9 protein-coding genes are annotated in these 12,545 nt (G+C 70.4%); 7 read left to right on the top strand and 2 right to left on the bottom strand.

What is annotated here, in order from left to right; all coding sequences use genetic code 11:
• Nucleotides 1–166 precede the first annotated feature (166 nt).
• Nucleotides 167–2,011 carry a sugar-binding protein gene (locus tag ABZ404_RS09795; protein WP_358830846.1) on the top strand — a complete coding sequence of 615 codons (1,845 nt, stop codon included), beginning with the start codon at nucleotides 167–169 and terminating at the stop codon, nucleotides 2,009–2,011.
• 104 nt (nucleotides 2,012–2,115) lie between these two features.
• Complete coding sequence (locus tag ABZ404_RS09790; protein ID WP_358830845.1) at nucleotides 2,116–3,156, top strand: vWA domain-containing protein; 1,041 nt, start codon at nucleotides 2,116–2,118, stop codon at nucleotides 3,154–3,156.
• A 119-nt stretch (nucleotides 3,157–3,275) separates the two neighbouring features.
• On the opposite strand, the gene ABZ404_RS09785 is transcribed toward ABZ404_RS09790, so the two are convergent.
• Together ABZ404_RS09785 and ABZ404_RS09780 are read right to left on the bottom strand one after the other, a co-directional pair.
• A complete protein-coding gene (locus tag ABZ404_RS09785; protein WP_358830844.1) occupies nucleotides 3,276–3,923 on the bottom strand; it encodes an anthrone oxygenase family protein in 648 nt (215 codons plus the stop codon).
• A gap of 228 nt (nucleotides 3,924–4,151) precedes the next feature.
• The gene (locus ABZ404_RS09780; protein WP_358830843.1) at nucleotides 4,152–6,290 is read right to left on the bottom strand and encodes a M4 family metallopeptidase; all 2,139 of its coding nucleotides are present in this window, start codon (nucleotides 6,288–6,290) and stop codon (nucleotides 4,152–4,154) included.
• Nucleotides 6,291–6,573: 283 nt separating this feature from the next.
• Between ABZ404_RS09780 and ABZ404_RS09775 the strand changes: the two genes are divergently transcribed.
• The 5 genes from ABZ404_RS09775 to ABZ404_RS09755 all read left to right on the top strand — a co-directional run bounded on the left by ABZ404_RS09775 (nucleotide 6,574) and on the right by ABZ404_RS09755 (nucleotide 12,452).
• On the top strand, nucleotides 6,574–7,506 hold the full coding sequence (locus tag ABZ404_RS09775; protein WP_358830842.1) for a hypothetical protein: 933 nt from the start codon (nucleotides 6,574–6,576) through the stop codon (nucleotides 7,504–7,506).
• 199 nt (nucleotides 7,507–7,705) lie between these two features.
• The gene (locus ABZ404_RS09770) at nucleotides 7,706–8,458 is read left to right on the top strand and encodes a VOC family protein (RefSeq protein WP_358830938.1); all 753 of its coding nucleotides are present in this window, start codon (nucleotides 7,706–7,708) and stop codon (nucleotides 8,456–8,458) included.
• 233 nt (nucleotides 8,459–8,691) lie between these two features.
• Entirely contained in the window at nucleotides 8,692–8,886 is a 195-nt protein-coding gene (locus tag ABZ404_RS09765; protein ID WP_358830841.1) for a hypothetical protein, read from the top strand.
• A gap of 67 nt (nucleotides 8,887–8,953) precedes the next feature.
• On the top strand, nucleotides 8,954–9,517 hold the full coding sequence (locus ABZ404_RS09760; RefSeq protein ID WP_358830840.1) for a CGNR zinc finger domain-containing protein: 564 nt from the start codon (nucleotides 8,954–8,956) through the stop codon (nucleotides 9,515–9,517).
• 409 nt (nucleotides 9,518–9,926) lie between these two features.
• Complete coding sequence (locus ABZ404_RS09755) at nucleotides 9,927–12,452, top strand: collagenase (protein ID WP_358830839.1); 2,526 nt, start codon at nucleotides 9,927–9,929, stop codon at nucleotides 12,450–12,452.
• Nucleotides 12,453–12,545 lie beyond the last annotated feature (93 nt).

The following is a 12,545-nucleotide window of genomic DNA, read 5'->3' as shown; positions in this document are numbered from 1 at the left end:
GGGGTGCTCCAGCATAGGCGCCCGACAGGGCCCACCGGCCACCGGGAAGCGCCGCGCGCCTTACGGGAAGAGGCGGCCGCCGTCCGGCAGGCTGGCCGGAGACATGCGGTCGCCGGTGACATGCGTGACCGCCCGCCGCACACTGAGCGGGAAGAGAGGGGCGGCCGTGCTGCGATCGAGGCTCCGACAGGTGTTGTGGGCGGGGTGCACGGCCCTCGGTGTGGTGGGAAGTGTGCTGCCGCTGGGCGCGGACACGGCGCGCGCGGTTCCGCCGCCGACGGCCACCGCCTCCGGCCGGACGGACCCGGCGCACACCGACGTCCTGTTCGTGGGAGCCCATCCGGACGACGAGTCCCCGCTGCTGGCCACTTTCGGACAATGGCGGGAGCGACGCGGGCTGAGCACGGGCGTGGTCACCCTCACGCGGGGCGAGGGCGGCGGTAACGCTGTCGGCACCCAGGAGGGCGCCGCGCTCGGCATGATCCGCGAGGACGAGGAACGCAAGGCGGTACGGAAAGCCGGCATCCGCAACGTCTTCTATCTCGACAAGCCCGATTTCTGGTACACGCTGTCCGCTCCCCTCACCGCCACCGTCTGGAGCCCGTCGCCGCAACCGCCGACGGACACCCTCGCGCGTCTCGTGCGGCTGATCCGGGCGACCACCCCGCGGGAGGTGGTGGTCATGGACCCGCGTCCGTTCCGCCAGCACGGCGGCCACCAGGAGGCGGCGCGTCTCGCCGTCGAGGCGTTCCGGATCGCCGGTGACCCGAAGGCCTTTCCCGAGCAGATCACCCGGGAGAAGTACCGGGCCTGGAAGCCGTCCCGCCTGCTCGCCCAGAACAGCGGTTTCCCGGGGCCGGTGGGGGAGAGGTGCGCCGGCCACCGGGCGCGGGACCCGCACACCGGCCTTCCCGTCATCGGTGTGTGGACCGGGATCACCTCGCGCCGCGGGCATGGCAGGACGTGGGCCCAGATCGAGCGGGACGCCACCCGCGAGTACGTCACCCAGGGCTTCGCCACCCTGCCGGCGACGGTCGAGACCCCCCGGCGGAAACTGCCCTGCGAGTGGCTGACCGTCCTGGCCGACAGCCGTACCCCACAGACCCCCGTCACCCGTGACCAGCCGGGCCTGCGCCCGCTGTACGCCGACTTCCGCGCCTGGGCGCGGCGGATGCGGATGCCGTGGCTCGCCAACGACGCCCAGCCCGCCTATCCGGCCACCCCCTCCACCAGCGCGCCCGTGCCGGCCCGGGCTCCCGTGGTGGACGGCAGGTCCGGCCCGGGCGAGTACCCCGGCCCGGCCTCGCGCCTCACCCACTGGGAGGGCGAGCGGTGCGCCGACGACAGGGACTGCTCGGCAGAGGTCCGCTTCTCGCGGTGGGCCGACGACCTCTATGTACTGATCCGCGTCACGGACGACGTGCAGGGCTACGCCCTGGACGCCACCACCGACTGCAAGCGCCACTGGCGGACCGACGCCGTCGAGATCGGCCTCGACCCGCGAGGCAACGCCGACGACACCTCGACCACCTTCAAAACCGGCGTTCTGCCCTTTACGCGGGGCGGTGGGGGCCCCTGCGCGGAGCGCGACGCGGACAACCGCCAGGGACCCGCGAGCAGCACCGCCCCGGGCATGGCCGTCGCCTCCCGGGTGACCGACCCCTACCGGGGCTACGAGGTCGAGGTCAGGATCCCGCTCGCCGTCCTGCCCGCCCCCGTCGACCCCGAACACCTCGCCGTCAACGTCCTCCTCTACGACTCCGACACGGCGGACCGGACCGGTCAGACCCGTCTGGCCTGGTCGCCCTTCGGCAGCGCCCAGGCCGACCCCTATGTCTGGGGCACCCTGCGCCTGCCCGGATACCTCGCGCCCCCGGACCGCCCGGCTCAGCGCGCCCGGATTCCCCAGGAGGCGGCCCGCAGCGCCGACTCCCCGGCATCCGTGGAACAGGCCCGGCGCACCGGCGTCCCCCTCGCCGGAGGCCCCCGCCACGCGGGCCGAGTGCGCTGAGGGGCCGACCCCGGGGGCCCGTCCCCGAGCCCGGACCAAGATCGATTGTCAGTGGTGGGTGGGAGGATCGACGTATCGAATCCGCGAAAGAGGGGGGACTCGTCATGTCCGGAAACCAGAACTACATCAACCACGTCGCTCTCGTGCTGGACGCCAGCTCGTCCATGTCGCACCTGAGCGGCAAGGTCGTCGAGGTCGCCGACCAGCAGATCGCGTATCTCGCGCGCCGCTCAAGGGAGTTGGAGCAGGAGACCCGCGTCACGGTGTACGTGTTCGCGGACAAGGTCGAGTGTGTCATCTACGACAAGGACGTGCTGCGCATGCCGTCCTTGAAGGAGTTGTACCGGGTCGGGGGGATGACGGCTCTGCTGGCCGCCGCCCTGAAGTCACAGGCGGAGCTGGCACAGACGGCGCAACTGTACGGCGACCACAGCTTCTTGACGTTCGTGCTGACCGACGGCCAGGAGAACGCGAGCCATCGCGGCCCCGAGGCCGCCGGCCGGGATCCGCGCGCCCTGGTGAAGGCCGTCGCCGAGATGATGCGGACGCAGCAGGACAACTGGACGCTGGCCGTTCTGGTGCCGGACCAGATGGGCAAGCGCGAGGCCATGCAATGCGGCTTCCCCAAGGACAACATCGCCATCTGGGACGCCACCAGCACCCGGGGCCTCGAGGAGGCCGGGCAGGTCATCCAGCAGGCCACCGAGAACTTCATGGTGGGCCGCGCCCAGGGCATCCGGGGTTCGCGGGCGGTGTTCTCCACGGGCGCCGACGCGGTCAACAAGGACACCATCGAGGCAGCCGGCCTCACCCCGGTGGACCCCTCCACGTACCAGCTCATCCCGGTGGCCCGCGAGGCGGCGATACGGGACTGGGTCATCGAGTGCGGACACACCTACCGTACGGGTGGCGCGTTCTACCAGCTGAGCAAGTCGGAGAAGATCCAGGCGCGCAAGCGGATCGCGGTGCTGGAGAAGAAGACGGACCGGGTGTACACGGGTCCGGAGGCCCGGGCCCTGCTCGGTCTGCCGGACGCGGAGGCGCGCGTGAAGCCCGACCACAACGACGAGTTCACCATCTTCGTGCAGAGCACCAGCGTCAACCGGAAGCTGGTGCCGCACACGCGGCTCCTGCTGATGATCTGACGCCCGGCCGGGCTCCCCGGCGCCCACACCCCTGCCCGACCGGCCGACGGCCCGAGCTCCCCCGGGAGTTCGGGCCACCACCGCACCGGGCAGCAGCCCGTCTGTGTCTGCGGGAAGCCTCAGCGGGTGCCGGGCCGGGCCGTGGCGCGGCCGTGCAGCAGCAGGGCGCGCACGATACCGCTCAGGGCGCCGAGGCAGAGAAGGGTGCGGAAGATGTTGGCCGTCTCCCACGTGCCCTTGAAATCCCTGATCACCGAATAGTCGGTGGAGGGCCCCGGGCGGCCCAGGTCGGCCAGTTCGTTGTTGAGGGGGATGTTGATCCCCATGGTCAGCGCCAGCACGGCCAGGTAGCACAGGGTCGCCGCCAGGAGCCACCACCCCATCGCCCGCTGCCCCTTGCGGAAGGCACGGAACGCCGCCCACGCGGTGACCGCCGGCGTGCCCAGGAAGACCAGGACGAACGGGCCGCTGCCGTCGATGACGGCGTTGATGTTCCGCATGGCCGTGGCATACGTACGGTCGTCGCCCCTGGCCAGGCCCGGCATCACCGAGACGTCGAAGGCGAAGAAGAGCCCCGCCATCAGCCCCATCGCCACGGCGGCCGCGCCCAGGAGCAACCCCGTCAACCGGTCCTGGCCGTCCCGCGGGGGGTGCGACGGGTGTGCGGGGGGCTCGGGGGAGCGGGGGTGCGCCTGCGGCGGGCCGCTCGACGCCCGTACGGACACCTCGTCGGTCACCTGGTCTGACGCGCCGGTGCTGGGAAACATCTCCGGGTGACTCATAAGACCCTCCGCGTGGCTTTCGCACGGCGCTCTGACCGTGGTGACCCGTCCACCGGGTGACCTGGTCATCTCATCGCGGAGGGCCCCGGGGCGACCATGGCCCGGACGCTCAGCCGCATACGCGGTCCTCCAGACGTGAAACGGCCCGGACGGGGCGTTGGGGGCATCCCGTCCGGGCCGTTGATCAGGGCCTGCGCCGTGGGGCGCTCCGGATCAGCCGGTCGTGACCGAGGTGTCGTCGATCAGGAAGCTGGTGGCCGCCGAGGAGTCCTCGACGCCCGTGAACTTGATGGTGACCGTCTTGCCCTTGAAGGCGGACAGGTCGAGGGTGCGCTGGACGTAGCCGCTCGGGGTGGTGTTGGAGTACGTCGCCAGGGTGGTCGTCGTGGTGCCGGAGACGACCTGCGCCTTGAGGGTGTCGTAGGCGGTGCTGCCGGTCTCCTTGGTGTCGATCGCGAGCCAGAAGGAGAGCTTCGGGGCCACGGCCGTCGCCGGGATCGTCACCGACTGGGAGACGGTGTCGGTGTGGGAGGAGCCGTAGCCGTCCAGCCAGGCGTAGTACGAGCCGCCGTGCGCGGTGGCGCCGGTGTCGTTGGTGATGGCACCGGAGGACGCGGTCCACTTGGTCGCGCCCGACTCGAAGCCGGGGTTGAGCAGCAGGTTGGAGCCGCTCGGCGGCTGCGTGGTCCCACCGCCGCAGGTGGTGGCGGTCGGGGCGACGGCGACGCCGCTCCACGCCTTCTCCACGGTGGTGCACTGGGTGCTGCTGGCGCCGTACAGGTCGGTCGCGGCCTTGATGGTCGCGGTACGGGCGTCGGCGTAGGTGGAGGCGGCCGTCAGGTACGTGGTGAGCGCGCGGTACCAGATCTTGCCGGTGGCGTCGTTGCCGAGGCCGGTGACCGTGCCGCCGTCGCAGGTGGGGCTGTTGCCGTAGCTGGAGGAGCCGGAACCGACCGCCATCAGGTAGAACCAGTGGTTGCCGACGCCGGACGAGTAGTGCGGGTCCAGGTTCTTGGTGTTGCTGGTCCAGCAGCTCTGGGAGACGCCGTCCTTCTTCGGGTCGTCCATGTACCGCAGCGGCGTGGTGCTGATCTTCTCGCCGATGAGGTAGTCGGGCTTGTCCGCCGGGCTGTTGGCGTTGAACTCGACCAGGGTGCCGAAGATGTCCGAGGTGGACTCGTTCATGCCGCCCGCGTCACCGAAGTAGTTCAGGCCCGCGGTGGCGGCGGTGACGCCGTGGCTCATCTCGTGGCCGGCCACGTCGAGCTCGGTGAAGGGCTTCTGGCCGACGGCGCCGTCGCCGTAGATCATGCTGAAGCTGTCGTCGTCCCAGCCGGCGTTGTCGTAGTTGCTGCCGTAGTGGACGAAGGAGCGGGCGCCGACACCGTCGTTCTTGATGCCGTTGCGGCCGTGGACGTTCTTGTAGTAGTCCCAGGTGGCCTGGATGCCGTAGTGGGCGTCCACGGCGACCGTGGCGCGGTCGCTGAGGGTGCCGTTGCCCCACACGTTGTCCGTGTCGGTGAAGGCGACGCCCCAGCCGGCCGGCGGCGAGTCGTTGGTGACGGTCTTGTTCTGGGCGTCCCGCGTCTCCCCGTTACCGCGGGTCGGGTCCTTGAGCTCGAAGCCACCGGAGATGCTGCTGGTGCCCAGCGTGACGTCGCCGACCTGGTAGCCGTGGCCGGTTCCCGAGGCGGCGGCACCGGCGACGGCCGTGGTCTGCGGCGCGTTGACGGTGGTGCCCGGGACGACCGTGCTGTGGAAGGTGTTCCAGGACTTCCCGGCCTTGCCGGTCGTCGCGTCGACCAGCGTGTGGACGTGGCTGGGCGAGCCGTCGGGGGCGGTGCCGTCGACGACGACCTGCCAGGCGAGCGTCGGCGTGGCCGCCGTCGCGTCGACGACGAGGTCGGCCTTGCTGCCCTTCCTGGTGCCCTTGAACGTCGCCACGGCCACGGCCACCGCGCGCTGCTTGGTGACCTTCGGCGTCACCGAGAGCGACAGCGGCGCCTTGAGGGTGAGCGAGGTCGAGCGCAGCTCGCCGTTGGGGGCCGAGTGCACGATGACGTCACCGCCCAGGACCGGCAGGCCCTGGTAGCGGCGGTCCAGGTGGACGTGGCGGGTGCCGTCCTTGTCGACGGTCACGTCGTGCGACAGGAAGGTGTCGTGGACGCCGGCCCGGACCACGTGGGGGCTGGCGGCGACCTCGGCGGTGGCATCCCGCAGGGCCTGCGCCTTGCTCACCTTCGGCGAGACGGCGCGGGGGCCCTTGGCGGCGGAGGCGGGGGTACCCGCGCCGGCTATCAGAAGGCCGCTGACCGCGAGGGACAGCGTGCCGACGAACACAGATCGTTTCATGAGGCCGGAGAATGGCGGGATTTGGGTCTCCGGGGCAATGAGATGCCAATACTGTTTAATAAGGATCCCTGTGAAACGAGCATGACAAGTAACGGGGATGTGTCCCCGCTGTTTCCTGCCCTGATGGGCGGCCGTGCGCAAGCCTGACCGAACGGTCGGTGCCCGGCCGGGCGCAACCGGGGCCTTGGTCAAGACTGTTCAGATCGTGACCTGCGTCACCCGTCGTTTGGCTGGAAGTCGCTAGCATGTGATAACCCCGCACGGCATGCAGGACGGATCACCTGTGCCCACTCAAGCCCCCCTGCCCGAACTGGCCGACGCCCTGCGCCACGGCCCGTTCGAGACCGCGCTCGACTGTGCCGTGCGCGCCAGTGGTCTCAGCCTGGAACGCATCCAGCACCGGCTCGCGGCCCGCGGGGTCGCCGTCAGCGTGACCACGCTCAGCTACTGGCGGCGTGGCCGCAGCCGCCCGGAACGCCCCCAGTCCCGTCAGGCCGTACGGCTCCTGGAGGAACTGCTCGGCCTGCCCACCGACTCCCTGGTCTCCCTGCTCGGCCCGCAGCGCCCGCGCGGACGCTGGGTCAACCGCGCGCCGCAGACCCTGGACACGGAGCACCTGTGGCAGCAGTACAAGAGCCTGCCCGGCCTCCTCGACGCGATGGGCTCCACCGACGACGGCCTGGCCCGGCTCGCCGTGCACGACCGGTACGAGATCGACGAGAACGGCGCCGAGCGACGGCTGACCGTCACGATGGTGCTGCGCGCCGAACGCGAGCGGGTGGACCGGCTGGTGCTGATCAGCAGGGGCGACGACCCGCAACGCGACCTGCCCGAGATCGTCGGCATCCGCAATGCCCGTAAAGGGCGGGTACGTTCGGATACTTCCGTACCGCTGTCCGTCGCGGAACTGCTCCTCGACCGGGTCCTCACCAAAGGGGAGACCGACGTGATCGAGTACACCTACGCCTTCTCGACCACCGGTGCCCGCACCAGCGAGGTCGGCACCGGCTTCCGCGCGCCCGCCCGGCTCTACACCCTCGAAGTGCAGTTCCACCCCGACGCCGTCCCGGTCCGCTGCCACCGCTACTCGGGCACCACCGCCGGCGGCCCCATGCACCCCGCCGAACAGGTCTGGATCAGCGCCTCCGGCCGCGCCGCGTTCACCGTGGAGGACCCGGGTCCGGGGTTTCAGGCGATGCGGTGGGAATGGGAGTGAGGCAGTGACGGGGCGACCCGGCCGGTAGGTCTTGTGAGCCCACGGCACTCCACCGCCACCGTTCATCCGTTCGGCTCGGTTGGGGGTTCGGGAGTCGGGTACAGAACGCCCCGTCCGACCCCACCAAACCCCTCCGGAGGCATCCGTGCCCGACAAAACCGGCCCGTACAAGCCCGGCACCCCTTGCTGGGTCGACCTGATGGTCCCCGACCAGCAGGCCGCCCTCGACTTCTACTGCGACCTCTTCGGCTGGCAGGGCGAGATCGGCCCGCCGGAGACCGGCGGCTACTCGGTATGCCTCCTCAAGGGCAAGCCCGTCGCCGGGATCATGAAGGCGATGAACCCGGACGGCACCGTGCCCGACCCGATGCCGCCGACCGCGTGGACGACGTATCTGGCCACCGACTCCGTCGACGCCGCGCTCAAAGCCGTCACCGACGCCGGCGGCTCGGTGGTGATGGGCCCGCAGGACGTCATGGACCTCGGCAGAATGGCCCTCATCACCGATCCGGCCGGTGCCGTCGTCGGCCTGTGGCAGGCCGACACCTTCGACGGCGCGGGCATCGTCAACGAGCACGGCGCCCTCATCTGGAACGAGCTGAACACGGGTGACACCAGCGCCGCCGCCGACTTCTACGGGTCCGTCCTGCCCCTGGAGGCCGTGCCCACGCAGCTGCCGGGCGCCGAGGGCTACATCGAGTTCAAGGTCGGCGGGCGCACGATCGGCGGAATGATGGACCTCGCGGCTCTCCCGCCGGGGGTGCCCCCGCACTGGATGCCGTACTTCGGCGTGGACGACGTCGACAGCGTCCAGGCCGCCGCCGTGCGCGGGGGCGGATCGGTGCTGGCCCCCGCCTTCGACATGGCCGCGGGCCGCATGGCGGTGCTCGCGGACCCGCAGGGCGGCAGGTTCGCCGTGATCAAGGCCAACACGCAGGAGCAACCGGAATAGCCCCGCGGGCCCGGTTGCCCGAGCTGCGGCGACCGGGCCCTGCCGTGCCGTGCCGTGCCGTGCCGTGCCGTGCCGTGTCGTGCCTTGCCTTGCCTGTCTTCGACTCGTGTGCGAAGCCCGACGGCAGGTGAGCGCGACCCTGTGTCCGTCACTGGTTTGACGGGTGACGCGCCGTGTGTCACAGTCATGCTCATCGCAGATCGTCGGCACGCGTGAGCGAACGGAGTCCAGCCATGGAGAGCACGCCCGCCACGGACAACACGGCAGCCCTGCGCCGAGCACGGTTCGGCAGCCTGCCCGACCGGATCCGCCAGGAGGACATGGTCGAGGAGAAGGCGGCCACGCCGGTCGACCCCACCCCGCACGCCTTCAACTCCGAGGCCTCGTGGAGGTCCTTCTCCTGCCTCGCCGTCGACCTCGGCCTGTGAGCGGCCCGCGTTCCCGGCGGCCGACGCGAGCTTGCGTGGCCGGAGCATCACCTGTCAAAGTGGTGATGTGAACCTCGATCACGTCTTCGTCTGCGGGAACCCGGCGCTCGACTTCGTCGCCACACTCCGAGCGCGCCGTTCGCTGCGCTTCGAGATGTTCGCCGCCCCGGACAGGCTGAGCGCGTGGTACGTGGAGTCCGGCCTCGTCGACGCGGTCTCCCCCTGCCGGGAGGCCGACGTCGAGGAGGCGATCACCGTACGGGAAGCCGTGTACCAGCTGGTCACCGCCCGCAGGCTCGCGGAGGACTACGACGGTGCGGCGCTGACGGTTCTCAACAACGCGGCACGCGAACCGTCGGCCGTGCCCCAGCTCACCCCCGCTGGTCGATGGACGCAGGCAACACCGGAGGAAGCTCTCTCCCTGGTGGCCCGCCACGCCATTGAACTCCTCAACGGGCCGGACGTACCCCTGCTCAAGGAGTGCGGCAACCCGGAGTGCACCCGCACCTACATCGACCGCTCGCGGGGCATGCGCCGGCAGTGGTGCGGGATGGAATCCTGCGGCAACAAGATCAAGGCGGCGGCCTACCGCGCCCGCAAGAAGACCACCACCCCCGCCCCGGCCCCCTGACCGGACCTGCCGCCCCCACGCGCGGCCGATACGGCCCAGCACGACGCCCCCCCGTAATCGAGGGCTGAAACAAGCCAGTTGGCCAGAACGGGTTTCTTGGCGTCAACTAGGCCTCCCCGAAGGGGTGTCCGGTGCCCCGGGGCGCGTCCGGTGTTCACAACTGCCGGGAATTGCGGCTGCTTTACCCGCGCTCCCTTCCCAAGCCATGTGACATGTGCAATTTTTCTGGCTGCGACCACCGCATGTCGCGTTCAAGCCAACGGAACAGCACGGCCCGTGGGTCATCCGAGCCTGCGCCGAGACGCCCGTACGTATGGGGGCGGCCCGGAGGAGGTCCCGGCGGCCCACGGCAAACCCCCCCCACCGCCGCGCGTGGCAGCGCGGCTTTCACTCCGCTGGGAGGCGGCACGTGAAGACCCCAACAGCCGGACCAAGACGAAGTCTTGGCGGCCTGCTCATACTCGCGCTCGCGCTGTGTCTCTCGATAGCCGTGCTCACCCCGGCCGGTCACGCCGCCGCGGCCGAGCAGCGAGGGTCGGCCCCGCGACCCGCGACCACGGCACACACCGCCCCGCCGCCGGTCGGATCGAAGGCGGCCGTGTCCGACCGCGCCGACGAGCGCCGCACCCCGATCGACGCCGAGCACCGGCCGCCGCAGACCCCGGTCCCGTCCCGCACCACCTCGTCGAAGCCGAACGGCACCGAAGGCCTGACCGCGGCCTCCTGTACCCCGGGTGACTTCGGCAGCCGCAGCGGATCGGCCCTGGTGGCGTTCGTCCAGGCGTCGACCACGGACTGCGTGAACACCCTGTTCGCCCTCACCGGCACCGACGCCCGCAACGCGTTCCGCGAGGCGCAGATGGTCACCATCGCCAACGCGTTCCAGAACGCGGCGCGGACCTACCCCGGCGACAACTCCGCCCACGTATGGCAGCTCGTGCTGTTCCTGCGCGCCGGGTACTACGTGCAGTTCAACCACGCCTCGGACGTCGGGCCGTACGGTACGGCCCTCTCCTCGGCGACCGGGGCAGCACTGGACACCTTCTTCGCGTCCCCGCACTTCATGGACGTCAGCTCCGCCAACGGCGACGTCCTGGGGGAGGTCATCATCCTGACGGACAGCGCCGACGCCCAGGCCCGCTATCTGAAGACGTATCAGAGGGTGCTCAACGGCTACAACAGCTCATACGACGCGTACTGGAGCATGGACAACGCGGTCAACAACGTGTTCACCCCGATCTTCCGCGGCCACTGGAACCCCGCGTTCCTGAAGGCCGTGACCGCCGACGCGAGCCTCATCGACACGCTCGGCGCCTTCGCGCACAACCATCGCGACAAGCTGAACGACACCTGGTACTTCCTCGCCTCCAACGCGGGCACCGAGACCGCGCGCTTCCTCGACACCCCGGCGCTCCAGGCCAAGGTGCGGCCGCTGGCCAAGGGGCTGCTCGGCGACTCGGCCATCACGGGCGCGACGGCCCCCCTGTGGGTGGGCGTCGCCGCCATGACGGACACCTACGACCGGGCCCAGTGCGCGTACTACGGGACCTGCGACTTCGTCGGCCGGCTCACCGCCGCCGCGCTGCCCCTCACCTACCGGTGCGACGCCGCCCACACCTTCCGCGCCCAGTCCCTGACCAACGCGGCCCTCACCGCGGCCTGCACCAGCCTCCAGGGCCAGGACGCGTACTTCCACAGCATCGTCAAGGACAACGGCCCCGTCGCCGACGACCACAACACGAACATCGAGGTCGTCACGTTCGCCAGCCCCAAGGACTACCGGACCTACTCCGGCTGGATCTTCGGCAACAGCACCGACAACGGGGGAGAGTACCTGGAGGGCAACCCCTCCGACCCGGCCAACCAGGCCCGTTTCCTCTCGTACGTGAAGAGCGTGAACGACGGCTTCCCCGGCGACATCTGGAATCTCAACCACGAGTACACCCACTACCTCGACGGGCGCTACGACATGGCCGGCGACTTCGAGGCGGGCGAGGCCGTGCCGGACATCTGGTGGGTCGAGGGCTTCGCGGAGTATGTCTCGTACAGCTACCGCGGTCTGCCCGACACCGAGGCCATCGCCGACGCCGCCCGGCACACCTACGCGCTGAGCACCTTGTGGGAGAGCACCTACCTCAACTCGGATCTGTCGCGCACCTATCCGTGGGGTTACCTTGCCGTCCGCTACATGATCGAGAAACACCCCGCCGACGTGCAGAACATGCTCGCCAGGTTCCGCGCCGGTGACTACACCGGGGGATACGCGGTGTACCACACCGGCATCGGCACCCGCTATGACGCCGACTTCGCCACCTGGCTCGACGCGTGTGCCGCCGGAGCCTGCGGCAGCACGGGAAGCGGCCCCACCGCCGCCTTCGACGCGACCGTCTCCGGCCTGACCGTGAGCCTCACGGACCGGTCCACCGACACCGGCAGCACCATCACCACACGCTCGTGGAACTTCGGTGACGGCACCACGTCCACGGCGGCCAACCCGTCGAAGACCTACACCGCCCCCGGCACGTACACGATCTCCCTGACCGTGACCGACGCCAAGGGCCTGACCTCCACCAGCAGCAAGCCCGTGACGCTCAGTGGCGCCCTGCCGGTCTGCACGAACGCCGACAGCCGCGTCCTCGGCCGTAACTGCTCCCGCCCCGGCCGCTCCGCGAAGGCGGGCGACCTGGACTACCTGTATCTGTACATGCCGGCCGGCACCGTCACGCTCCGCATCACCACCGCCGGAGGCACGGGCAACGCCGACCTCTACTACAGCCCCACCACCTGGGCGGGACCGTCGGCGTACACCGCCCGCTCGGTGAACGCGGGCAACACCGAGAGCATCACCGTCACCAACACCACGGCCGGATACCGGTACGTCAGTCTGTACGCGCAGACGGCGTTCAGCGGCGTCACGGTCACCACGGCCTACTGATCCCGTCCGGAGGGGGCGGCCCGGACGGTCGCCCCCTCTCCTCGACCCGTCCATCGGGGGCGGCATGAGGCCACACCCTGATGGGGGAGTGGG

The organism is Streptomyces sp. NPDC005878 (assembly GCF_040629815.1).
In the GTDB taxonomy this organism is placed as follows: domain Bacteria; phylum Actinomycetota; class Actinomycetes; order Streptomycetales; family Streptomycetaceae; genus Streptomyces.
Note: the sequence above shows the minus strand (reverse complement) of the source record. Positions and strands in the feature narration are given on the sequence as shown.